17 protein-coding genes, 1 tRNA gene and 1 pseudogene are annotated in these 24,470 nt (G+C 50.4%); 6 read left to right on the forward strand and 13 right to left on the reverse strand.

All coding sequences use genetic code 11. The features are described from left to right. Positions 1-173: 173 nt before the first annotated feature. The 5 genes from V7676_RS14235 to ppsA form a co-directional block, all read right to left on the reverse strand. Entirely contained in the window at positions 174-1,172 is a 999-nt protein-coding gene (locus tag V7676_RS14235; RefSeq protein WP_335660373.1) for a 1-phosphofructokinase family hexose kinase, read from the reverse strand. Then, positions 1,169-9,667 carry a GH36-type glycosyl hydrolase domain-containing protein gene (locus tag V7676_RS14240; protein WP_335660374.1) on the reverse strand — a complete coding sequence of 2,833 codons (8,499 nt, stop codon included), beginning with the start codon at positions 9,665-9,667 and terminating at the stop codon, positions 1,169-1,171. The genes V7676_RS14235 and V7676_RS14240 overlap by 4 nt, the downstream gene beginning before the upstream one ends. A gap of 3 nt (positions 9,668-9,670) precedes the next feature. Further along, positions 9,671-10,771, reverse strand: coding sequence for a universal stress protein (locus tag V7676_RS14245; RefSeq protein ID WP_335660375.1), 1,101 nt, complete (start codon positions 10,769-10,771; stop codon positions 9,671-9,673). Between the two features lie 140 nt (positions 10,772-10,911). Further along, positions 10,912-11,607 (reverse strand): Crp/Fnr family transcriptional regulator, encoded by a 696-nt coding sequence (locus V7676_RS14250; RefSeq protein ID WP_335660376.1) that lies wholly within the window; start codon positions 11,605-11,607, stop codon positions 10,912-10,914. 67 nt (positions 11,608-11,674) lie between these two features. After that, entirely contained in the window at positions 11,675-14,140 is a 2,466-nt protein-coding gene (ppsA, locus tag V7676_RS14255; RefSeq protein WP_335660377.1) for a phosphoenolpyruvate synthase, read from the reverse strand. Between the two features lie 263 nt (positions 14,141-14,403). Between ppsA and V7676_RS14260 the strand changes: the two genes are divergently transcribed. The 3 genes and pseudogenes from V7676_RS14260 to V7676_RS14270 form a co-directional block, all read left to right on the forward strand. Beyond that, complete coding sequence (locus V7676_RS14260; protein WP_335660378.1) at positions 14,404-14,634, forward strand: hypothetical protein; 231 nt, start codon at positions 14,404-14,406, stop codon at positions 14,632-14,634. Positions 14,635-14,926: 292 nt separating this feature from the next. Beyond that, complete coding sequence (locus tag V7676_RS14265; RefSeq protein WP_335660379.1) at positions 14,927-15,058, forward strand: hypothetical protein; 132 nt, start codon at positions 14,927-14,929, stop codon at positions 15,056-15,058. 30 nt (positions 15,059-15,088) lie between these two features. Continuing rightward, a pseudogene (locus V7676_RS14270) lies at positions 15,089-15,208 on the forward strand (IS3-like element IS1133 family transposase); the annotation flags it as partial. A 338-nt stretch (positions 15,209-15,546) separates the two neighbouring features. Here V7676_RS14270 and V7676_RS14275 read toward each other — a convergent pair. Beyond that, entirely contained in the window at positions 15,547-18,165 is a 2,619-nt protein-coding gene (locus V7676_RS14275; protein ID WP_335660380.1) for a cation-translocating P-type ATPase, read from the reverse strand. A gap of 164 nt (positions 18,166-18,329) precedes the next feature. Between V7676_RS14275 and lptB the strand changes: the two genes are divergently transcribed. Next, on the forward strand, positions 18,330-19,100 hold the full coding sequence (lptB, locus tag V7676_RS14280) for an LPS export ABC transporter ATP-binding protein (protein ID WP_442955448.1): 771 nt from the start codon (positions 18,330-18,332) through the stop codon (positions 19,098-19,100). Positions 19,101-19,218: 118 nt separating this feature from the next. Continuing rightward, a complete protein-coding gene (locus V7676_RS14285; protein ID WP_335660381.1) occupies positions 19,219-19,854 on the forward strand; it encodes a helix-turn-helix domain-containing protein in 636 nt (211 codons plus the stop codon). On the opposite strand, the gene V7676_RS14290 is transcribed toward V7676_RS14285, so the two are convergent. The 4 genes from V7676_RS14290 to V7676_RS14305 form a co-directional block, all read right to left on the reverse strand. Next, positions 19,855-20,160: a hypothetical protein gene (locus V7676_RS14290; RefSeq protein ID WP_335660382.1), complete on the reverse strand. Its 306-nt coding sequence runs from the start codon at positions 20,158-20,160 to the stop codon at positions 19,855-19,857. 316 nt (positions 20,161-20,476) lie between these two features. Next, on the reverse strand, positions 20,477-21,487 hold the full coding sequence (locus tag V7676_RS14295) for a sodium:calcium antiporter (RefSeq protein WP_335660383.1): 1,011 nt from the start codon (positions 21,485-21,487) through the stop codon (positions 20,477-20,479). 93 nt (positions 21,488-21,580) lie between these two features. Continuing rightward, on the reverse strand, positions 21,581-21,820 hold the full coding sequence (locus tag V7676_RS14300; protein ID WP_335660384.1) for a hypothetical protein: 240 nt from the start codon (positions 21,818-21,820) through the stop codon (positions 21,581-21,583). A 95-nt stretch (positions 21,821-21,915) separates the two neighbouring features. Continuing rightward, a complete protein-coding gene (locus V7676_RS14305) occupies positions 21,916-22,119 on the reverse strand; it encodes a hypothetical protein (RefSeq protein WP_335660385.1) in 204 nt (67 codons plus the stop codon). Between the two features lie 96 nt (positions 22,120-22,215). On the opposite strand from V7676_RS14305, the gene V7676_RS14310 reads away from it, so the two are divergent. After that, the gene (locus V7676_RS14310) at positions 22,216-22,479 is read left to right on the forward strand and encodes a hypothetical protein (RefSeq protein WP_335660386.1); all 264 of its coding nucleotides are present in this window, start codon (positions 22,216-22,218) and stop codon (positions 22,477-22,479) included. Positions 22,480-22,505: 26 nt separating this feature from the next. On the opposite strand, the gene V7676_RS14315 is transcribed toward V7676_RS14310, so the two are convergent. The 3 genes from V7676_RS14315 to V7676_RS14325 form a co-directional block, all read right to left on the reverse strand. After that, positions 22,506-23,033: a CheR family methyltransferase gene (locus V7676_RS14315; protein WP_335660398.1), complete on the reverse strand. Its 528-nt coding sequence runs from the start codon at positions 23,031-23,033 to the stop codon at positions 22,506-22,508. A gap of 21 nt (positions 23,034-23,054) precedes the next feature. Further along, complete coding sequence (locus tag V7676_RS14320) at positions 23,055-23,738, reverse strand: DUF6629 family protein (RefSeq protein WP_335660387.1); 684 nt, start codon at positions 23,736-23,738, stop codon at positions 23,055-23,057. Positions 23,739-24,327: 589 nt separating this feature from the next. Next, positions 24,328-24,404: transfer RNA gene (locus V7676_RS14325), tRNA-Met, on the reverse strand. Positions 24,405-24,470: the final 66 nt, after the last annotated feature.

Here is a 24,470-nt window from a genome sequence, read left to right on the forward strand (position 1 = left end):
GTTTGCCTGCGGGTGGCATCAATGGAAGAGCGATTGTAATTCACGGTGCTTGATATGCATATCCCAAAATGGTTAGAACACACGGCAAACTGAGCCGGAGCCAAAGCTGATTTGCATTCTCTGAAACCGACCTCGATCAAGTATTTAGCAAGACTGAGGTCAGGCCGTCTTCTCTACGCCGACAAGGCTTGAGCAGCTTCAGCATTGAGCGCCGCCAACATTTTCCCAACTTCGAATTGGTCGCGTTCCCTCGCTTCCCGGCGATACAGGCGCAGGACATCTCCTAGGCGACATAATTGTGTTCCCGTCGTAATGACCGCTGCTGATCCGGCAGCTATACCAAAATGAAACGCTTCCTCGATGCCAATTCCGTTAGCCAGTGCAAACACCATCGCGCCAACAAAACTGTCGCCTGCCCCCACCGCCGATCCAGTCCTTACTTTTGGTGCCGGCGCATGAATATATCCGGAATTTCTTGCTAGAAGCGCGCCATCGGCACCCATGGAAACGACTATATTTTCCGCATTGCCGCGCTTGATGATCTTGATTGTCTCCGCGCCTGCCTGTTCCCGGTTTAATGATTTGCCAACGAGCTGTTCGAGCTCTTCCAAACTTGGTTTGGCAAGAAAAACCCCGCCATGGCTAAGCGCGCCACTCAATGCTCTCCCGCTACTGTCGAGAATGACTCGCGCGCCCCGTTCGACCGCAATTTTGGTCAACTGCGTATAAACGTCAAGCGGCGCATTTTTAGGCAGGCTGCCGGTCAGGACAATATAGTGGTAATCAAGCTCGCAAACGAGTTTTAACACCTGTTCAAATTCCCCTGCCTTGATATCCGGTCCTTCGGGAATAAAGCGATATTCTAGCCCTTCTTCCAAATCCCGCACGGTGTAGGATATGCGCGTAGCCCCCGACGCAGCAATTGGATACCCAATGACCGGCAATTGGCCAATAATATCCTGGAGCAACGCGCCCGTTACGCCGCCCGCCACATAGAGCAGCCCCGGTTTTCCGCCGAGCGTCGCGATAACTCGCGCGACATTGACCCCGCATCCACCGGGGTCATGGACCTGATCGTGCGTTCTGATTTTAACCGTTGGCGCGATCCTCTCGGCCGTGCAGGAAACATCAATTGCTGGGTTGAGCGATACAGAGAGGATTTTTTCCATCATATAATGACCTCGACATGAAGTTCGGAACCATCATCTGGAAATTGGATCAATCGTTCAGATTGTTCTTTGCCATCGACGATAAACCGAGCCATATTGGTTCCAGTCTCACCCCGTCGAATATTCAGCGATATCGAGCCGTCAGTTTGTCTAAATTTAGCCGAGTAACCGGCCCACTCCGTCGGAATAGCAGGATTAATCTCCAGTTTTCCATCCTTGAGCTTCAAACCTAATATTTCCTCGGTTGCGAGCCGCCATGTCCAAGCCGCTGCTCCAGTATACCAGGTCCAGCCACCTCGGCCACCATGCGTTTCGCCGCCTGCAATATCGGCTGCGACAGCATAGGGCTCGACCAGATAGTCTTCGGCTTGTTCAGAGTTACCAACGCGGCCGATGGCACACAGCATATTGAAAATATCCATCGCTTTATCGGGTTCACCAAATCGGGCCAGTGCTATGCCAAACCACACTGTCGCGTGTGAATATTGACCTCCATTTTCCCGAATACCCGGTGGATAAGCCTTGATATAGCCCGGATCGCGAGGTGTTTTATCAAATGGAGGCCAGAGCAACCGCGCGATATGATTGTCCTCGTCCACCAGTTCCCGCCAAGCCGCTTCGAGCGCTATTTTCGTCCGTTCGCTATTTGCCCCGGCAAATACGGCCCAGGATTGCGAGATAGAATCAATCTGACATTCCATATTGGTCGACGACCCCCAAGGGTGTCTGTCATCATCAAAAGCACGCCGATACCAGCCTCCGTCCCAGCCTGAATCTTCTGCAGCTAAAAGCATATCCCTGGCTCGCCCCGACCAGTTGTCTGCAATCCGCACCTGTCCGGTTCGGCGGCTCAGCGCCGCAAACGCATTGGCCGTGACAATCGCGAACCAGGCAAGCCAGATGCTTTCTCCCCGCCCGTCACGTCCGACGCGGTCCATCCCGTCATTCCAGTCACCTGCGCCAATGAGCGGAAGACCGTTATGGCCATGGGTAAATCCCTTTTCCAGCGCTTGCTGACAATGATCATAAAGGCTATATTGCGCTGTCGTACTTTCAAATGCAGAATAGCGATCTTCCTCATCATCCGATAATGGCGGTGCCCGTAAATAAGGAATTTTCTCGCTCAAGATCGTTTCGTCACCAGTTTTTTCGACATATTCGCAGGTGGCATAGGTCAGCCAGAGCAAGTCATCCGAACATCGCGTCCGAACGCCGCGATCAGATGGCGGATGCCACCAGTGTAATACATCACCCTGTTCAAACTGATGCGCTGCACAGTCCAAAATATGCGCCCGAGCGCGTGCAGGATCGTTATGCATGAAGGCCATTACGTCCTGTAACTGATCGCGAAACCCAATTGCACCGCTCGCCTGATAAAATCCGGCGCGGGCCAATAGGCGGGAACTCATCGATTGATAAAGCAACCAGCGGTTGACCATTAGATCGAAGGCAGGATCTGGTGTGTTCACTTCAATTGCGCCCAGTAGATCATCCCATTTAGCAGTTAACTTCTCAAATGCGGCCTCTACCTTCGCCGGGTCTTTCCAATCAGCAATCAAGGATCTTGCGTGACTTTCGCTTGCACCCTGACCTAAAACGAACACCAGCTCCTCCGCTTCACCGGGATCAAGTTCCAGATGCACCTGATAAGCAGCGCAGGGATCAGCTCCCAGATGGTCTCCCCTTTCAAGCCCCCATCGCTTAAGACCTGCCGGGTTTTCCAGATTACCCTCTCGTCCCAGAAATTCCTTCCGGTCGGTTGTCGTGCTATGTGGCGGCTTATTGGCAGTCAAAAATGCCATCTGCTCGGAAAAGTCCGGGTTCCAGCTATTCCGGGCAATCAGTGCCTCCTGCTGAGGATCATAATGGGTGACTATGGTGCCTCGTGATACACTACGCAGCGCACCGAGCAGCCATTCCGCATAATAGGTGGCCGTTACCCTGCGATGGCGTGCACTATGGTTCATTAGGCGCAGGCGGATAATCTTAACTGGATCATCGGCCGGTACGAAAATTCGTAGCTCCTGCCCCAGTCCATGAGAGATTTTATGCCAATCGGTATAGCCAGCGCCGTGACGAATTTGGCAACTTTCTTCTCTTCCATTCGGCCCGGGTGTAGGAGTCCAGACTTCCGCAGTTTCCTCATCGCGAAGATAAAGCACCTCGGCCGGTTCGTCAGTAATTGCGTCATTAGTCCAAGGTGTTAGCCGGTTTTCGCCGCTATTAACAGCCCAACTAAAACCGCACCCAGTCTCGCTAGCGATGCATCCAAAAACATTGTTAGCGAGGATATTCACCCACGGTGCTGGAGTTGACTGTCCCGGCTCCAGGTGAATGCAATATTCTCGTCCATCGGGCATAAATCCACCGAAACCATTGTCGAAAAGCAGGTTGTCGGGGCGGACTACTGCAGGCGCATCGTCATCTTCAAACGGTGCTTCCGCAGGTTCAAAGTGAGGCAGGGCCACCTGAGGCCGCAGAGCTTTTTCTAATTGTTCCTTAAGCGCTCCCAAACGGTCATCGACCACAACGCGGGCCACCGCCTCGATCAACCGCGCCTGATCGGTTCCGATCTGGTCTAAAAATAGCAAATGGACACCGCCATTTCTTCCCAGCATCCATTGCGCGTCGATGGCCTGCAACATATCCATCAGGTCATCACGCACTGGCTCAATATAACCCGAGGCAGCCGTCTGCATGATGACCAGATCAACCTCAAGACCTTGCCTCCGCCAAAGTTGATGAGCCTTGATCAGTAATGGCAACAACGCATCGGAACCCCTATCTGCCTTGTACAGCAGGATCGGATAATCGCCGGAAATTGCCATTCCCCAAAGACTTGGTTGACCAAGCCGGTTTTCAAGGATTTTTTCTGGCTGGCCGCGCAATTTTCCATGCGGATAGACAAGCAGGGAGCCGAGTGATTGTATTTCGGCCAGTTGGTCTGCAGCTATTTTAAGTCGCTCAGTTTCATGGACCGCAGCGGATGCCGCATCATTAATTGCCCAGTCGAGTGAAGGTAGCGTCGCGTAGCGTTCTGCAATCTCAAGCGCGCTTTCCCGCGTTGCAGCAGCAATCGTAACTAGGCAAATTTCCTTGCGTTCATAAGGCTCCAACTCACATACAAGCTGCAACGCCATTATTGGGTCTAGAGTCCAACCGCTGCTTCCGGACAGATTGACGCTCGCACCCCGTGGCCGGCGCAGGCTGCCATTTCGGCCAATGAATTTACGGCGATCTGATTCATAGCTCAAAGGAAGAGACTGTCCATCGGCACGCACCGAAAAATGAAGCAGTACCGGCGGAGTATCCTGTGGCTTGCGAGGACGGCGAGTAAACAGTAGCCCGCCGAGATGCGGAATAAATTCGCTGCCCACAAATAATTTGCTGAACGCGGGATGCCTTTCATCATCTAGCGCGGGAGCCAAGACAGGCTCGCCGTAACTGGTCAGCTTAAGCGAGCGCGGCCGATTACCCAGATTAGTGATGGAAAGCCGCCGGATTTCCAGATCATCTCCTGCCGCTACACAAACCTCCATCCCAACACTGATATCATTGTCGCGCCGATGAAACTCAGCTAGATGGGAATGGTAAGTGACCTCATATTGTTCCGGCTTTTTGTCTGTCGGTTGACGCGTAGCGGACCAGATATTTCCGTTCTCATTGTCATGAAGGTAAATCCACAAACCATCTCGATCCAACGTGGAATCAGGTAAGAATCGGGTCAAAGCATTGTGTCGCCAGCGCAACCCACCACCACCGCCTGTAGAAATACATGCCGAAAGGCTGCCATTTCCAAGCAACTGGGTTTGCGGAGAGTCGGTCTTTAGCGCTGGCGCCCAGACCTGGGGTTGTAGTCCAGCACCAAGCGTACGACTGGCCAGATCAACACTCTCTATCCGTTCGACTTCGGACGGAAGTTCCTGAGGAACCCTTTCGTGCAGCAACAGGGAAACAGCCCGCATTCGAGGGTCTTCCTCGAAGCGTTTGACCAATACATCATCGCACAAACTATTACCAATCGCACACAAGATCATACCTTGATGATGAGCCATATAGGCGTGCACGGGATTCACAGTTTGCCCAGTTTCCAAACGCTCATCGGTATAATCTGCGGCTTCGAACAGACCGTAAAGCCCGGATAATCCTTCACGAACTATTTTCCGAATATTGTCAGCTGATTCAGCCGGAAACACCTGGAGCGCCAAGGCCGACGCATAGGGCGCCACCACCACATCTTTTGCAAGACCGCGGCGTAGACCAAGGCTGGGAACTCCAAAAGCCTGATATTGATAACGATGTTCCGGATCGCGCGCGGCATAGGCGGATTCAGAAACACCCCAGGGTGTACCGGTTTCACGGCCATAATTCTGTTGGGCCCGAACCGCTACTTTTTCACTTTCATGAAGCAAGGTTTCGGGACCGCTGCGCATCATCAAACGCGGCATCAGATATTCGAACATCGAGCCATTCCAGGATATCAATGCCAATCCCTTACCGCTACGCATGACCGGACGGCCCAGATGAAACCAGTGTTCAAGCGGTACCTGACCAAACGCAATGGCAATATAGCTCGCCAGACGGGCTTCGCTGGCAAGCAAATCATAATGATGCGAATCGAGCTTATCCGCACTAGCATTATAGCCGATATTAAACAGGCGACGGTCGCGGTCATAAAACGGCGCAAATTGCATATTGTCATTATAAGCTGCGGTTCGTTTGGACAATTCTCGTAGCTTGGATACGAGTGTTTGATGATGCTTCTCGCCAGATTTTATGGCATCCACGCAAGATATACGCCAGCGCTGACCTTCTTCTCCGTCAACCTTCGTGGTAGATAATATTTCCAGCGCATGTTCAAAGCGCTGCTTATCGCTACCGCCATTCAGCAACTTGACAACGTCCCTCCAAACTATTTCCAGATATGGAGGTGGGGGGGCAAGTGTCAGCCATGGAGCAAATTTCTTGATATCGCGCTGAATCGCTTGCGACTGACGTCGCAATCGATCAAGCCAAGCATGTATTTCGCGCAAGGTTTCGGTTGAGATCGATTCCGGTATTGCGGCGAGTTCCCCAACGACAGCTTCCAATTCGGGGATATCGGTTTTACAGATAACGGCTAATCCTTCATGCCAGCGGCGCGGATTTTCAACCAAATTGAGAAACTGCATGCGCAGCGATTCGATGCTAGATTTCAGACCTGTCAGTTCGCTTTCTAAATGTTTACTTGCTGCCGCGAGCAAACGCAGCACATCGTCCACTCCAGACCATCTCTGCGGTTCTATCGCCGGCGCCGTCTCGATTTCTTTCAAAACAGAGATCGTCACGATAAAGCATCCAGCGAGATTGCCGCTATCGACCACAGACACATAGCGCGGTTCGAGCGGTTGAAGGCTCTGGGTATCGTACCAGTTGAGAAAATGGCCACGATGCGTTTCAAGCCGGTCAAGCGTATCGTAACAATTGCCTGTCCGTGCGGCCAGCTCTTCTATTCCCAAAAAACCAAGATCCCAAGCGCTCGCTGTCGAAAGCATCATCATACCGATATTAGTAGGAGATGTTCGGTGCGCAGTTTCAGGATAAGGCTCACCCTGATAATTATCGGGCGGCAACCAATTGTCCTGAGGTCCCGCAAATGTTTCAAAATAGAGCCACGTCCGCCTAGCGATTTCACGAAGGAATAGGCGATCGGAATTATCCAGAGGCCGAACAGGCCTATGACGTAAATGACCTAGCCGAGCCGTAATCTCCGGAGCGATAAACCAAAGTAACAGTATCGGTATTGCTGCAGGTAAAGAAACAGGATTTGTCCAGAAAATTGTCAGTCCCAAGGCGACCGCGGAAGTCGGTCCTATCCACATTCTCGACCAGATTACGCTGCGCGAACTCTGTGAGGATTGCAGCATGGATTCATGTGCCGCAGATGTCCATTGTAACATATTTCGTCGGGATATAAACTGCCGCCACAAGGCCACCAGTATTGCATGTGCCGTGACAAAACTCTCAAAGGGCAAATAAGCAATCGCAAGGAACCAGCGGCCACTTTGGTCCGCCATCTGCGCAAATAAACCGCGCACCGCTCCGCGCCTGCGGCCTTGTGCGAGGCCAGTCACCAAATCGGTGAACAACTGACCAGCATGCGTAAAAACTGTCAGGAATGTCCAAAACCATGGGTTCCCGGGTAGGAAAAGCCAACCGATTGTGACCATGAGAAGCAATGATGGCGGGACAAGGCTGCGCCGTAGATTATCGATAATTTTCCAGCGATCTAGCCCCGTGAGGGTATTTCGTATTTTTCGACCATCACTTGTCGGAACCGAAAGGCCAAGCCAAGGTAGTAATTGCCAATCCCCCCGAATCCAGCGATGCCACCGTTTAATATATTCCAGATAAGTGCTTGGAAACCCTTCATAAAGAACAATGTCTGAAACGAGCCCCGCTCTGCCGAGAGCTCCCTCCAGCAAATCATGACTGAGTATCGTATCTTCCGGAACACGTCCGTCCACACTCAGATGAAACGCGGCTAAATCATAAATGCCTTTACCAACAAAAATACCAGACCCGAATAAATCCTGATAAACATTCGAAACCGCACGACTGTAAATATCTATCGCTGTATCGCCCGCAAAAAACCGGGTGAAGAATGTTCGGCTGATACTTTGTGGCGCCATTTCGACACGGGGCTGTAATATCGAATATCCCGAAACAATTTTACCTGTCTTTGAATCGAAGCGTGCCCAATTCTCTGGGTGTGCAAGGGTTCCGGCAAGTTTCGCAACCGAACCTGTTGGGAGCATTGTGTCCACATCTACGGTCACTACAAAGCGGATACCCTTTAATGCACTTCGATTGCCAATATGCACCGAAAAGGCGCTATCATCACCCTCAACTAACAACCGGTTGAATTGCTCCAGCTTGCCGCGTTTTCGCTCCCAGGACATCCAGCAGCCTTCGCGGTGATTAAATTGACGGGGTCGGAGCAGCAGATGAAATTGACCGCGTCCCTTAATACTGTGCTTACGGTTGAGCCGACGGAATTCCTTGGTCAGCCGATCGACAATCTCCTGATCACCATTTGCATGTTCGGTTGCGGCATCCGCAAGATCTGCAAGCAGAGCTACCTGCAATTGATCATCGCTATTGGAGAGCCAATGAGATTCAACCTTTTCGACAAGCGCCTGCACTTCTCCCGGTGACGCGACAAGGGAAGGAACAACCACAATGGTTGGACTTTCCTCCGAAAAGCCCTCTGTAAAATCTAGCTTGGGCAAATTTTTAGGCGGTACGACCAATGTTGCTAACCGTTGCACCAAAGACATCGAAAGAACCGAGGCCGGGATCAGCATGACAAGCAATGATCCGGCAAAAGCAAGCGTATTGGCTTCGATAAGGAGCAGATAAATGGTTGGAACCATTAAAGCGCCCAACAAAAACAAAATTAAGCCGGCTGCGTAGATGAATCCGGCATGATCAAAAGCAGCCCGCCTGATCTTCAGTCCAGTTGGCGGCGAAGCACCCAAATGTTCCTCGAAACCTCGGCGGCCCTCGCCAATCAACCAGTGACCAACATGATTTTCTGCAGCACCGACTTTTGTTGATATGGATTGTTCGACTGCCTCAGCAGCAATACTGGGTTCGTTCTTATCACAATAAGATGCCAAATTCTCGACAGCACGACGATAGCGATTGCGGGTTTCAAAATCCATTTTCGAATAAAATCCAGACGGATCGCTGCTTAAATTGCGCTCGACAAGGCTCGTCTGATCAAAAAAGTCCTCCCAGGAAATGGATCCGATGAGCGAGAGATTGGCGATTGATCTGGCAACACGTTCGGTATCGTCGAGCGAATATTTTGCCATAGCGGTATCAGTTGACACAAACGGTCTGACAATGCGTTCTGCAAATATTGAGCTAAGAGAATCGACCAGAATTTCCAAGCACGCAATCCTGATCATCGTAGGAAAGGCCCAAAGCTCGGCGATACTGAGGGGATGGGCACGTTGATAGGCGCATATGAACTTTACGGTTGCAGATAGAGTCACCTGCAGGTGCGTCGTTTGGATTAACAAATGTGCCAACGAATAAACACGCGGGTATTTTGCTTCACCGTCTACCATTAACGCAGGCAATTGCTTATAGAAACTCAGCGGCAGATCTTCTTTGATCTGCCGTATCGCCCGGTAAACCTGATAGTCGTTGTCGAGCAACCATTCAGCCGCCTTAGCCGCCTCACTTGGAGCGTTTGCGCAAGCCTTACGAGCTTCGTTGAGCCAATCGTTAGTCTTTCCAATTTCCTGCCATGCGGGCACCTGTTTAGCCGATTTTGAAGATAAGCGGTGCGAGTCATGAAGATCGACCGCAACCCGTTCTAGAAGGCCGACTATTTCTGCATCAATTTGTTCTGGTTCTTCTGTTCCAGCAGCACGCTGGTCGGGTCGTTCGGCATCCAGATTTAAGGGAGCAGAAATACCATCATCTGTTCTAAGCGTGTCGGTCACGAGTTAGTGTGCCGACTCCCAAAATAGCCTCGGTATGCGGTTGCCCTGGGGTATCTGGATCTGATCTCGTATACCCGTTTCCTGCTGACGGATCATCAAGAGAGGAATGTCCGAATAGGTTGCGATGTGGCGGGCAATATTGCCACACGAAATATCCGTCATTCCGCTTCGCCCGCGCGCCGACATGATGATAAGATCAGCAGACTGTTCATTTGCAATGCCGAGCAAGCGGTCTCTTGGGTCGCCCTCGTTTTGGACAACCGCCTTTATAGCCACGGATTCATCACGTAGCCTAGTCTTTAGACGGTCAAGATAGACACGGGCATTCTGCTCGTTAAACTGCCGCAGTTGATCCATGAGATCGCGCACTTCCTCGTCATAAGCAGTCGATTCTACAATTTCCGGCTTCGGGACCACATGGGCAAGAATGAGTTCAGCGCCCTGCTGGCGTGCAATCCTGATGGCAATCGGCAATATGCTTTCCGCACGGCATGATCCATCAAGTGGAACAACGATGCGTTGATAGCGCACCACCGCCGTATCCGGAGCACCTGGCGGAATAAAGAGCATCGAGGCCGTACTGCTTTCCAGTATTCTCTGCACGGTGCTACCCAGAAAATGATTGGTTCCCGGATGTTCCTGCGCGTTTCGGCCAGAATTGCAACGTGTGTTCAGTGCCATCAAGCTGCCGCTATGCCCCCGGGCCCAACGAGCAAGCTCGTTCCCAGCGAGACCGTTCAGCATAAGTTGATCGTGCGCCATCATTGTTTCATGTTCATCATCAAGCAATTGACGCAAATGATCTCGGGCTTCTCGGCATTGAAGCTGCCATTGTATCGGGTCGCTGGGTCCAAATCCCGGATTAGCTCCCTGTAGGACATGGGCGATCTTGAGCGGTATTTGTAGTCCATCCGCAATGGCTTTTGTGTGACGAAAGACCATCAATCCATGGGATGTGTTATCAAGACAAGCAACTGCGTTTTGGAACCCTATACGATCATTGCTCTGGCGCGTTGAAAAATCCAACTTATCCGCCGGAAATTTGCTTGGCTTCAAAGGCGTGTGGACGGACGGCGTTTCAATCGTCGATGACTTCGTCTGCATGTTATGGATCTTTCTAAAGCTAGAGTGATCCCCCCTGCGGTAATTATAGCGATTCGCGACTTTGGATGAATTGACCGCGATCAATTGAAGTTAAAAAAATCCCGCGAATTCGTCTGCTTAGTGAAACAATGTTACGCAATTTAGATATTTCCTCCATCTGCGATCTTTTGGAGGCGCGCCATATTGGAAATTTCAAGGCCGCACCTGCCCCTACGCGCATTTTGCGACTTCAATATTCCCGCCTCGCGGAACTTGCGAAGCGTGCGGCTATATGTTTCGGGTGCAACTGCAAGATAGGTCGCGATATCACGCTGGGTCATCGGTAGATGAACGAAAGCGGAGGGCCTGTCGTCGGAGGATTGTTTTCTAACAGAATTTAGCACGAATGCAGCAATCCGCGATGTTGTATGTGCAATGGTCAATAAGGCAATGTGCGCCTGACTTGCCATTTCCTGATCTGCAAGCCGGTCAAGTAGTTTTAGGTTGAGTGCGTTATTCTCAGCTAATTTTCTATAAATTGCTCGGCGCGAAATGGGGCGAAGTTTCGCCGCGCTCACGGTTTCGGCGGTATGAAGATATTTGGAGACACCAGCCAGCCCGATAACATCTCCAATCGAAGGAAAACCCAGAATAAGTTGGCGGCCATCCTCGGTCACTTTTGATATTTTCAATGTTCCGCTTTGAACTTCGAAAATATACTCAGATATGTTTCCTTCATGAAACACGGTTTGACCAGATGACAGATTCAATATTTTCTGGTGAACATGCCTTTGATGCCAAACATATAGTGGGTCGGGCGGTTCTCGCAATTCATCGAAGAGCGGAATCTGCTCCATCGGGCCAATGTTCCTTTATTTCTCAAACTCATCGAAACAGTTGATGTACAACGCTTCGTATCCAAAATTATGCCGACGACCTATTATCGGTGATTTGCTTTCCCCGCTGTTTGCTCTCTTGGTTGACAATGCCCTTTGGATTTGACAGCCTCTGCAATACAGCCACCACGCTGTCCGGACTCAAGCTGATACTATCGATGTGCTTTTCAACCAGCCAATCTGCAAAACCAGGGCGATCCGATGGTGCCTGCCCGCATATTCCGCATTTTAGACCGTTGCGATGCGCACCAGCTATCGCCTTTTCAATCATCATTGTAACCGCGGGGTCCTGCTCGTCAAAGTCAGCAGCGAGTATCTCCGAATCTCGGTCCACGCCCAGAACCAGCTGTGTCAGATCATTCGATCCAATGGAAAACCCGTCAAAAAGCTTGGCAAATTCATCAATCAGGATGACGTTGCTGGGAATCTCGCACATGATATAAAGCTGGAGGCCACCCTTCCCTTGCTTCAATCCATTCTCGGCCATAGTCGCTATTACTTGCTCGGCCTCTTCAATCCGTCGGCAAAAAGGTATCATGACAATAACGTTCGACAAACCCATGTCGTCGCGAACACGCCGGAGTGCCTGACATTCAAGGCCAAAGGCTTCTTGATATGCCGGATGAACATAACGCGAGGCACCACGAAAGCCTATCATCGGATTATTCTCGGCATCCTCAAAATCGCTACCGCCGAGCAAGGACGCATATTCGTTGCTTTTAAAATCCGAAGTCCTCACGATGACAGGCCGAGGATAGAATGCAGCGGCAATCATTGCTATTCCCTCAGCAAGGCGTGTAACAAAATAATCTACGCCATCCGAATATCCTGCGGTCAATTTGTCGATCTTTTTCCGTGTCTTCCGTTTGCTGATCCGATCTGGGAATAGTAGCGCCATAGGATGGGCCTTGATCTCGTTCGCAATGATAAACTCGGTGCGCGCCAACCCCACTCCGGCAACGGGCAAAGCGGCGGTTTTGAAGGCTGCGCCGGGATTAGCCATATTGACCATGATATCAACATCAGGCGAGCTGATTTTACCAATGTCAATCGTATCGATGGAAAACGGAACTCGGCCATCCAGCACGCGACCCGTCATGCCTTGTGAGCAATCAACTGTGACCTCTTGCCCCGTCATGAGCAAGCCCCGGACGCCCGCAACACCAACGATGACAGGAACACCCAGTTCGCGCGCAACAATAGCTGCATGACAGGTTCGCCCGCCATGTTCGGTAATGATTGCGGCAGCGCGTTTCATCGCCGGTTCCCAATCGGGCGTCGTGGCCTCTGCGACCATTATATCTCCTGACTGGACGTTTTCTAACTCGGCGCTATTTCCAACAATCCGAACCGGGCCAGCTCCGATCCGATCACCGACTGCTTGACCTTCCGCTATCACCTTTGCTTCGCCGTCTAAGTGATATTGGGTTAGTAAATTTGCATCGGATGACGCGTAAATAGTTTCTGGTCTGGCCTGAAGGATATAGAGTTGGCCATCTTGGCCATCTTTCGCCCATTCAATATCCATAGGCATGGGTTTCCCATGCAATTTGCTATAATGTTCCTCAACAGTAATCGCCTGTTTGGCGAGTTTGATAATTTCCGCATCTGAAAGACAGAGCCTGGACTGGTCTTTTCGTGATACGGAACGCCACAAAGTTGGTTCTACCGCATCACTGCAAGCATAAATCAACTTCACTTTTTTGCCGCCAATCCGGTGCGAAATCACTTGCTCAAAACCCTGTTTCAGCGTCAGCTTGTGAACAATATACTCATCGGGATCGGCGACCCCTTGAACGATCGCTTCTCCTAGACCCCAGACCGCAGCAATCGTCACTACATCCCTATTTCCACTTTCTGTATCAAGTGTAAAAATCACACCGGATGACGCCTTGTCCGCCCGGATCATACGTTGGACCCCGACTGACAACGCAACATCCTTATGATCGAACCCTTTGTTTATCCGATATAAAATTGCGCGCTGTGTAAATAGGGAAGCGAAGCATTTGCTAACGGCCTCGAACAGATCATCAGCGCCTCGAATATTGAGATATGTCTCATGCTGGCCGGCAAAGGAAGCATCCGGCAGATCTTCGGCAGTAGCGCTGCTGCGAACAGCAACAGAAGTGTTTAGGCCATGTTCCTTACAAAGCGATTGATAAGCAGAGCGGATGCCTTCCTCCAATCCCTCCGGCAGGCTTGCCTTCTCCACCATGTCACGCAGGCGAGCGGCCATGGATGCAGCCAGTTTGATATCCGTCCAGTCGGTTTTACTCAGAATCTGGTCCATTCGCGGCCAAATTTCATTATGGCTCAGGAGATCACGATAGGCCTGAGCGGTCACCGAAAAACTCTCCGGCACATGGATATGGCCTGAAAGCGCATTCGCCAGTTCACCGAGGGATGCATTTTTACCACCAACCTGCTGCAAATCGTCAAGGCTTGTGTCCTTCAACCACCGGATATATTTTTCATGCAACATAGACATTGTCATTTATCTCCCGTTCCAGATCATTATCTTCTGCACCAGACGGAAGTGCCCACCAGGTTGCCAGTCCAACAAAGCTGCACGCTATGGCGCCAGCTAAAGCTCCAAAACGCACTATTTATCAGGGCAATTTGGGCGGGTAGAGCGAGATTGCTTTACGTATTTATTCGTATGAGCCATCCCTTGATCAGCACGATTACGGGGTTGCAGCCATATTTAGTTGTTCCATTGAGTGAAGGATCAATCGGAGATTATAGAAAACTCAAGATATGGCGGAACTGCTGAAAAAATACCATGTAATGGTCCTAGAAAAACCAAGCGCGCTGCTCCAGATATTCGACCGTGCAGTGCCAAAAATTCAATCCGATGAAATACTAATCGAGGGTCTGGCATGCGGTGTTTGCCGGACCGATCTTCACATATCGGATGGCGGGCCCTGCGGATGGCAGGAACAGTTCACAGGATCGCATTATACGGTTTCGGCGCTGGTATCTACATGAGCAATATTCCGGGTTTTCCCTATGCCGATTTATGGGGCGAGCGGGCGATTATACGTAACCGGCTTGATCAGCTCGATCTAATCAGTGTCCTGAAAACGAGGGAATGAGGAAATGACTAAGAACTTGCGTTACCGACTAGGCCCGAAAATTATATTCGGACTAATTTCAATAGTGGTCATTTCTGGCATTTTCTGAGTATTGCATACGCCCCCCATCGAAGTTGACGCCGCAGATGTGGTGGAAGCACCGTTACTGATCACAATTGACGATAGGCGAAACCCGGGTCCGGGACATGTTCGTCGTATCTGCGCCGATTAACGGTCAGTTGCAGCGGATTAATCTTGATGCTGGAGATCCCGTGGTGGCGGAACAAACAGTGGTGGCGCGGATCTGGACTTGCACCGGATTGGTTCCGGTCACTTGAGATTATATACCTCACTCAAGGAGACCGATCATGGCGATCAAGCATACGGAAGATTTCAAGCAAGAGGCAGTTAGGATTGCACTGAACAGCGGGTTGCCGCGCCGTCGTGTGGCATCGGATTTAGGGGTCGGCTTTTCGACATTGATCAGAGTTTCGAGCAGCGAGCCTGGAACTTCCGGGAGGGCCGAGAAAAAGCGGAAGCGCAGGTCATCCTTGGAAACATGAGTGAAGAATTCCGCAAATGCTTCCGTGTCGGAAGGCTCCACCGGGCGAACATGAAATTCAAATCCGGCATGCGTTGTGAGCGGAATGCTCTTGCTGACAATCACCGAATGATAGGGTTTAATCGGTGAGATGGTTGCAGGCTGATTACCGGAGGTTTTTGCGAGGGCATGGGGCTCCTTTCATAACCATGGATTTAAAATATTGGGTTCCGCTTATCTAATCACGCGGCTCTTTCGCAATCCGTAAACATTCCTATCTAATGGTTATAATGCGACCTTCCGACGCCATCTATACAGCTTCCACACTTCCGAAGCCGCAAGACCCGCCACTGAAGCAATAAGACATATCCCGAGTTCGCGCACATTGAGCGGCTGGGTGTGGAACAACTCCTGTCCAAGTTGTGTATATATGATTAGCAGATGCAGCCCGGCGCTGATCAGGATGGCGCCAATCAAAAATGGATTCCCGAAGGGTTTGAAAAGAAAGGCCGAACGTTTCTCTGACCGCACAGCAAGAGCTTGACCCAATTGCAAAAACGTCAGGATGGTAAACACCATCGTTTGCCAGTTTTCATTGCCAGCAGCCAAGGCGCCATATTGCGCCGCAATGGTGACCGATGCCATAAACCCGCCAAAAATCCAGATATGAAACCACATATTGCGGTCAAATATTCCATCGACTGGCGGAATGGGTGGGCGCTCCATAACATCCGGCTCCGCCTTTTCGGCCGCCAGAGCCAGACCGGGCAGCCCGTCAGTAACCAGATTGATCCATAATATTTGCAGTGGCAGCAAGGGCAGCGGAAGGCCGAGCAAAGGCGCTATAAATATTGTCAGGACTTCGGCAAGATTACAGGCAAGAACATAACGGATAAACTTACGGATATTGTCAAAAACGCGGCGCCCTTCGCGTACCGCATAAACGATGGATGCAAAATTATCGTCGAGCAGGATAAGATCGGCTGCCTCCCGCGCAACATCTGTACCGCCGCGCCCCATGGCAACCCCTATATCTGCTGCTGACAAGGCGGGGGCGTCATTGATACCGTCGCCGGTCATAGCAACATATTGGTCGTGACTTTGTAGTGCTTTGACGATCCGTATTTTCTGGACGGGGTCAACACGGGCATAAGTTCTAGCGGTGAGGACTTTGTTCGCAAGTTGGGTGTCGCTCAGCCTTGCCAGTTCGGGTCCGCTGATGACTTCGTCGGTCTCGTCCGCCAAACCGACGTTGATTGCAATCGCGCGCGCAGTTTGGGGATGGTCACCGGTAATCATAACCGGATGAATTCCCGCAGACCGGCAAGAAGCGATTGCGGCAGCAGATTCTTTACGCGGCGGATCCTGCAACGCAACCAACCCAAGTATTTCCAGTGTACCTTCAATTTCATCGGAAACTGGAAGATGCTGAGATTCCCGGCGCGCAAAAGCAAGGACACGCATTCCTTTTTTTGCCAGGTCCTCGGCTTTTTGTCGCCATTCTGAAGAAGATGCGAGCACTGTCTCAGGGGCACCTTTTATGAACGAAACATAACCGGTTTGCGATGGGTGAACGGTAGTCATCCGTTTACGCTCTGAGCTGAAAGCGAAGGTTTTTACGCGCGGCCACTTAGCTTCAAGCTCTCGCCGACGGTATCCCATTTCTACGGCATAGGCCGCGAGGGCAAGCTCGGTTGGTTCGCCCTTAAATCCGTCGACCGCATTGCCATCAACTTCGGTACAGAGCCCCATTGCTGCAAATAGCGCTTCCCGACTTTCGCTAACAAGTTCCGCCACGTGCATTTTGTTCTGGGTGAGCGTGCCGGTTTTGTCCGAGCATATATAGGTTACTGAACCAAGAGTTTCGACGGCAGGCAATCGGCGGATCAACGCATTTTGTTTGGCCATTTTTCGCGCTCCAATTGCCAGAAGAACCGTCACCACCGCCGGCAGGGCTTCGGGCATCGCGGCCACAGCGACACTGGCAGCGGTCATAAACATGATTAGCGGTGGATGACCTTGCCACAACCCGACTGCAAAAATGATGATGCACACAAACACTGCTGCAATCGCCAGCTTTCTACTGACTTCGGTTAGGCGCAACTGCAAAGGAGTTGGGACTTGTTTCTCGCGCTGCATCAAATCCGCGATCCGGCCGATTTCGCTTTGCAGACCGGTTGCAACAACCAGTCCGGTCCCTTTACCTCGCGCGACCGTTGTACCAGCAAAGGCCATGTTCATCCGGTCGCCAATCGCCAGATTATCGCCAGTGACAATTTCGGTTGTTTTTCCGGTGCTAAGAGATTCTCCCGTTAGTGCAGATTCATCTAGTTCAAGGTCAGAAATTTCCGTAAGGCGCATATCAGCGGGTACCCGGCTCCCTGCCTCTATCTGGACAAGATCTCCAGGCACTAGGTCGCGGGCATTGTGCATATTTTGAGAACCAGAGCGGATGACATTCACACTGTTCGGGACCAGTAATTTGAGTGCTGCAACAGCCTTTTGCGCCCGTACCTCATGAAACATACCAATGGCAGCATTGATCAGTAATATGAGCGCTATCATAGCCGCATCGCGCAGTTCACCAGCCAAGCCAGCAACGATAGCGGCTATCAGTAACAATAAGATCATTGCATCATTGAACTGCGCGAACATGATTTGACCGATATTCTGGCTGCGACTGTCGGGTAGTGCATTGGGTCCGTATTTAAGCAGTCGGTCAGCGGCAGCGATTTCCGACAAACCTGTTTCCAGATCGCTATCTAGATTGTGCGCGACCGCTTTACAGTCTTTTTCCGACCAATAATCCGTCGCTTCAATTGATGCTCCCTCACCTACAGAAACACCCTCTATTGTCCGATTCAAGAAATCCAATTTGAGATTGGAGATAGACCATAAAGCCACCTTCTCTTCCTTTATTCAAGAACCCTAATGATATTAAGGAACAGGGCCACAGCCCGTAATACGTATTGCTGCGTATTGACGTTTCACTGAAATTTCCCTTCTTTCCAATCCTCTCAGTTGTTCAGTACATCTATTCGAAGGACAGCGATTTGCCCGTGAAACATATTGTGATTCCCGATTCCCCAACCATTCCAAATAAAACCTGCAGTTCTGTGAAGGTGCTGTCAGTGGACTCCATCGTAAAGTCATTTGGCAAGCGGCTGGTTCTTGACGGGATTTCTCTGAATGTAGATCGATCCGAAGTTGTAGGCCTGCTCGGCCCCGATGGAGCTGGAAAAACGGTAACCTTTTTTTCCATACTTGGTTTGGCAAAAGTAGATTCCGGTCATATTCTGCTGGATGGCAAAGATGTCACCCGTCTCCCGCTTGACCAGCGCGCTCGCCACGGGCTCGGATATCTCCCTCAGGAAACATCAATTTTTCGCGGTCAGACTGTTGCTCAGAACATAATGATGGTACTCGAACTGTTCGAACGAGACAAAAGCAAGCAGGCCCTAAAACTCGATGAACTACTGGCTGAATTCCACATAGACTATATCCGTGACACACCTGCGGTAGCATTGTCCGGAGGCGAACGACGACGTTGTGAAATTGCGCGGGCAATGGCCGCTAGCCCTTCGATCATGCTGCTTGATGAACCATTCGCGGGCATTGATCCAATGTCAGTCAGAGATATCAAGGCGATGATCGAAGACCTCAAGCGGCGGAATATTGGCGTTCTTATCACGGATCAAAATGTACATGAATTAGTTGGCCTTCTCGACCGGGTTTATATCCTTCATGAAGGTCGAATAGTGTTCGAGGGAATGCCAGAAGAAATGCTGGAAAATCCTGATGTCCGCCATTTTTATCTTGGAGAATCCTTTGGGCATTGAAGGGCAATCCCTGTCAAAGCGAACATACTACGTGTTTACCGCTATGTAGAATCCACGAATGCACCTGACCTCTAATTGATCCTAATCAAGATCATCATACCCTTCAGAGGATCGGATCATGTACGTTAATTGTCAGGATGAATTTTTAGGCGAAGTTCTTCTAACCGCTAGCGCAAAACAGACGATGTTCTGGGAAGGTCAGGACTCCGCCTATATATTTCAGCTGCGTTCCGGCATTGTGCGCGGTGTGACAATTTCTGAAGATGGCGAACGGCAAATCCTGGCCTTCTTCTTTGCTGGAGACCATATCGGCCTGCCAATTACGCAATCCTATCGTTTTTCCGCCGAAGCCGTAACCGATGTCACCTATGTCCGGCAGACGCGTGGTCACTGGAACTATGCATTGGCCGAAAGCTGCTTGAAAGATGGGAGTATGCTTCGCTGTATAGGTGCAGAGCAGGATCCAATTTATCGCCGCGGTATGTTGCTGGGGCGACAGGGCGCAGTTACTAGAATGGCAGCATTTCTTTGCAGTATTATTGATCGGTTGCCGCAAGATGGCGTTCAGTTTGATTTGCCGATCTCACAGCAGGATATTGCGGATTATCTCGCCCTGACGCCGGAAACCGTATGTCGATCTCTAAAGCGTTTAAAACAGAGTGATATCATTGCGATGCCCGCACATAACCGACTGGTCATCCACGACCGAGATGCACTGGAACGGGCCGCGCAAAGTAGAGCAACATGTTCATGATTACGGCGTGATTGCTATTTTCAAAACACCGTCACGTTGCGCGCCGAAAAGTTCATAAGCCCTCTCGATGTCATCCAACGAAAACCGGTGCGTCACTAGCGAACGCAGATCGACGCGGCCGCTATCTACAATATTTGTCCACCGCCGCATCCGTTCCTTGCCGCCGGGGCATGGTGAAGCAATGATCTTGTGATCCCCGAGACCCGCCGCGATGGCTTCGATCGGCATTGTGATTTTATCAGAATGGCTCCCCAGGCTCGATAGTGTCCCGCCCTGTTTGAGTACCCGCAATGCGGATTCAAACATTTGCCGTGTACCCAGAGCTTCTATCGCCCATAAAGGATGCGGATTTGCTTGTTATGGGTGGTTATGGCCACTCTAGGTTCAGCGAGTATATTTTTGGAGGCGCTACTATCAGCATGATAGAAAATGCAAATTTAGCGATCTTCATGTCACACTAGCGAGCGCATCGTTGCGTACCACTAACTACATATATTTCTCAGCGCGACATAACTCGACGCTCTCTTCTTGTCGTAAGATTCTCATGAAAAAGTGGATTTTATCTTAGCCTTTGAAGACTTCATATCGCAAATATATTATCTCGAATTGCTCCACGACAAGTTTACACTCCTTGTAGATAGAGAATGTAGGAACTGAGCAGAAAAACCGTAATCAATGCGATGCTGACCCAGCCGATCATCCCAAAGAAGCGGTTGCCTGGGCGATAAAGCAGAGCCACGGTAAATATTCCCGACATCATGACAGCAGCAAGCGCTGATACAGCATGAACCGGTGATACCGCGGCATAAATCGATCCATCAGTATAAGCGATATCATCAAGCGCGATGATCAATATGTCGAATAAATTGCTACCGAGTAGCCCAGCAATCGCCATATCAATCCGGCCAAGACGCATTGCCGTTATAACCACGACCAATTCAGGTAAAGAGGTAGTGCCCGCGATAAACAATGTGCCAACAAAACTCGTTTCCCATGCCATGATTTGGGCAATTTGTTGCCCAATAAACGGCAACCAAATACCAACTGTCACGACAACGATAGCAGCCATTGCATATCCCCGAACTGCGCCGCCAAGCGATCCTTCTGTTGGAGAAGGCGGATCATCCGACATGATCGCAAGTTTTTTATCGTAGAAAAATGCAGCCCGCATCGCGACGAAATACAGAACGATCAGGAAAGGAGAGTAGATACTAACATGGAATAGCCGCAGGTCCAGATCATCGCGCGCCACGAGCATCAGCATGCCAACTAACGCCAGCATTACGACCCCAAATCCTGCGGTCAATATATGTCTCTGGTCTATCCGGCCGTAAACGGATTCATCACGTGTGAATGCATCCAGCAGCACCAGCAGCAATAGATTATAGACGCAACTCCCGAGCGCATCACCCACTGCAATATCGGGTGCTCCAGCGACAGTGACCGAACTTATGCCGGTGACAAGTTCAGGGAGTGAGGTAGCTGTTGCGAGCAGAAAAAGTCCGATCCAGCTCTGCGACAATCCCGTGGCGGTCGATATTCTTTCGGCATAATGCACCAGAAACGGACCCGCCAGAAAGATGACCAACGCGCATCCTCCCAATTGCAACCAGACCAGTATATTTGAAGTCATTTTTCCTTGATCTCCTTTTCGGGCTATTTCTCAAGGAGAGAGGCGGCAGTTAATTCGAATAACCTGTTCCAGAAGTTATCAGTTTCTATAGATTTACCATGCGGTCGCGAATTGATGGGGCTGACCTTGTGCCGTTTCAACAACTTCCGACAGCTTGCTGAAAGCAAAAGGGCCATCGAGAGCTGGGCCTTCGGCTAGTTGCATTTCTGCAATCGCAACCGTGTCTTCTTCGGTCCAGACATGGTCAGAACTGTCGAAGCCCATATCGGACAGTCGTCTTGAAAGCGCGCTACCGACGACCGTATTTTGTTCAATTATCAATGCATGGCTCATGAAATAGGCCTTGATCTTCGGTAGGTGTAAGTTCGACTTGATCTCTAAATCGGGGAGGCGCTGATTTCGCTAAGTAGAGTCCCTGATCGTTCGGATCACGCACGAAATGCTCGCGCGAATGCATTTTTGGCATGCGAAAGCGCATTCAGCGCGACATTGTCAGGAACGAGACTGCGATACCAACGAGCATCAAGGGGAATCAAAGCGAATAACACCGTGAACATTGGCTGGAAAAAGTTGTACAACTCGGTGCGGTTGGAATTTGAAAAAGAATGCCCTAGAGTACGGTTTTCAGCCATCCTTATTATCTCTGATAGAGCATTAAAAACAAGCAGGATAAATTGCTTTCGTATTCGGTTTTCCATCGGGAAATTCGTCGGAACAGGACACACCCCATGAAATCCATACTGCTATACATTAATGATGATCCCGGACAGAAGGTGCGCCTTCAAGCAGCTCTGGATTTAACGTGCTCACTGGAGGGGCGCCTTCATTGTCTTTGTGCCAATCCGTACAATCCGCAAATGGCTTTTAATGGCGTTACCTGCATGTCAGTCATGTATGAAATTGGGAAATATGCGCGTGAAGTTGATCAGAAATTGCGCGAATTTATCGAAAGCCGCCTTACAGAGGAAGGCCTACGAGGAAGCAAACGCTGATGCAGCCCGGGGGGCTGGCGCGCAATTCAGCCTTCATTGATATCATGGTGGTCAGCTCGGCCAGCGGCGACAAGGATAATAACATTCCGCTTGGGATATTTGGGGTGATTTTTTGTGGATCGGTTCGAATAAATCGGTGAGCTGGTTAATGTTTTCTGACCGACCGAGAAAAAGATACCCGCCTTGCTAAAGCGCAAATGGGAATAACCAATAATCTTGTCCTGCAATCTATCTTCCAGATAAATGAGCAAATTCCGGCAACTGATCAGATCAAGTCTGGAAAAAGGCGGATCGGTTATAACATTTGGCGATGCGAAGGTAACCGTTTCCCGCAATTCCTTGGTAACCTGATAGCCTCCGTCCTGCTGCACGAAGACGCGCTGCAGACGCTCAGGCGAAATATCGGCAACGAGATTGGCAGAATATGTCCCGGCCCGCCCGATCGTCAGCGCTTCTTCATCAAGATCGGTGGCAAAAACCTGAATCGGGAAGACTTTGTCTAAGGCGTCGCATTTTTCGATGATTTTGAATCGGGAAATCGTAAGTGAATTGATTGTCGAATTTTCGCCCGGCTATTAATTGCCAGGGACGCTCGCTGGGGTTGCCGCTTCCAGATTCCGATTGTCAGAGGTACGATTATGTGAAAAATGTCCAAGGATCACGCCACTCGCAATCGCAGCAAAAAAACACCAAACAGAAGCAAACCAGTTCATGTAAACCATCCAGGTCGCGATTAACGCAACGGATATTACAATTCCAAACAACCGTATGGTTTTGTAACTGGAAAGCAGTGGAGTGAGGCAGGTACCGATGATATAAAGCGTCAATATGATTGCATCGTATCGATGCGGCAGGTGATAGACGATATGTCTTCCTTCAATAATCGCCGAGACCGGCTTGGTAAAAAGCGCTAACAAGAAAAAAGTGCCCGCCAAGATGCCCGCGCCCATTGGTATAGCGAGCAGTTTTCGGCGTTCTGTACGGGGCTCAATCATCAACACGGCCAAGGGTACAAAGATCGGCCAAAGCACGTGCGAAAACAGCAAGTATATTGGTATCAGCATATTGGTTGTTTGTGATTCCGTCGACAGGATGGTCCACAAATACCCTTCGACCAATTGCTGTGCGCCAAAAGCTATCGGAATGACCGCATATGGCAATTGCGCCAATGCATCAGTGCGGCGAACCGTGACCGTGCCAATCCCGAGCAAAGCAATCCCGGCCAAAATGCTCGCGTTTGCCGAAAAGCAGATGATCATCACTCCTGATACCTAGCCAGAAACCAAAGAGAGTATACCCTGACGTTTGAGTTAGTCTTCTTAAGCTTTTGGGCGCGGAGCGCAGATACGCAATGTCCCCTACTCTAAACTTCATAAGCGCCGAATTAACAAAACTCTCTAGTTTCACTCGCCTTTGGTTGGTTCAAAGGCATAATCATGCAAAAGACGGTAATTAAACACTGGTTCCGATAAAGAATGAAACGCGCCTTGCATTGGAAGCTATGCCGGTTGCTGCGATTCGTCATTTGGTAGTCACCCAATCTGGATAGCCATTCTCAAAGGACGGCTTAAGCAATAAAATGCAACAGTGGACCAGAGAGGCCGGATTGCCGAAGAAACGAAGTCTCCATGGTTTACGAAAAGCAACGAGCCGCTAGCTTGCAGAATCTGGCTCAACGGATGCCCAAGGACGAGCAGCGACCGGACAAAAGAAAAACGAGACATTCGCATATTATGCCGAGGCCGCTAATCGCACCTCACTCGCCGACAACGCTTTGTGCAACCTTGAAGCGAAACAATATCCAACCTCAAAGAAAGGTAAATAATTGCAAATACTTATAAAATATAATGGTAGCGGAGGAGGGACTCGAACCCCCGACACATGGATTATGATTCCACTGCTCTAACCACCTGAGCTACTCCGCCATCGGTTTTTTGATAGCAGCAAAAGCCGTAACAAAACACCTTAGATCGCGGCGCTATAGTCATAGC

This window comes from Parasphingorhabdus sp. (genome assembly GCF_036963805.1).
In the GTDB taxonomy this organism is placed as follows: Bacteria; Pseudomonadota; Alphaproteobacteria; order Sphingomonadales; family Sphingomonadaceae; genus Parasphingorhabdus.

Bases quoted from the DNA above. Each gene is read 5' to 3' on its own strand.
- V7676_RS14235 (WP_335660373.1), bottom strand. From the start codon at position 1,172: ATGATGGAAAAAATCCTCTCTGTATCGCTCAACCCAGCAATTGATGTT.
- V7676_RS14245 (WP_335660375.1), bottom strand. From the start codon at position 10,771: ATGCAGACGAAGTCATCGACGATTGAAACGCCGTCCGTCCACACGCCT.
- V7676_RS14250 (WP_335660376.1), bottom strand. From the start codon at position 11,607: ATGGAGCAGATTCCGCTCTTCGATGAATTGCGAGAACCGCCCGACCCA.
- ppsA (WP_335660377.1), bottom strand. From the start codon at position 14,140: ATGACAATGTCTATGTTGCATGAAAAATATATCCGGTGGTTGAAGGAC.
- V7676_RS14260 (WP_335660378.1), top strand. From the start codon at position 14,404: ATGGCGGAACTGCTGAAAAAATACCATGTAATGGTCCTAGAAAAACCA.
- V7676_RS14265 (WP_335660379.1), top strand. From the start codon at position 14,927: ATGTTCGTCGTATCTGCGCCGATTAACGGTCAGTTGCAGCGGATTAAT.
- V7676_RS14285 (WP_335660381.1), top strand. From the start codon at position 19,219: ATGTACGTTAATTGTCAGGATGAATTTTTAGGCGAAGTTCTTCTAACC.
- V7676_RS14290 (WP_335660382.1), bottom strand. From the start codon at position 20,160: ATGTTTGAATCCGCATTGCGGGTACTCAAACAGGGCGGGACACTATCG.
- V7676_RS14295 (WP_335660383.1), bottom strand. From the start codon at position 21,487: ATGACTTCAAATATACTGGTCTGGTTGCAATTGGGAGGATGCGCGTTG.
- V7676_RS14300 (WP_335660384.1), bottom strand. From the start codon at position 21,820: ATGAGCCATGCATTGATAATTGAACAAAATACGGTCGTCGGTAGCGCG.
- V7676_RS14305 (WP_335660385.1), bottom strand. From the start codon at position 22,119: ATGGCTGAAAACCGTACTCTAGGGCATTCTTTTTCAAATTCCAACCGC.
- V7676_RS14310 (WP_335660386.1), top strand. From the start codon at position 22,216: ATGAAATCCATACTGCTATACATTAATGATGATCCCGGACAGAAGGTG.
- V7676_RS14320 (WP_335660387.1), bottom strand. From the start codon at position 23,738: ATGATCATCTGCTTTTCGGCAAACGCGAGCATTTTGGCCGGGATTGCT.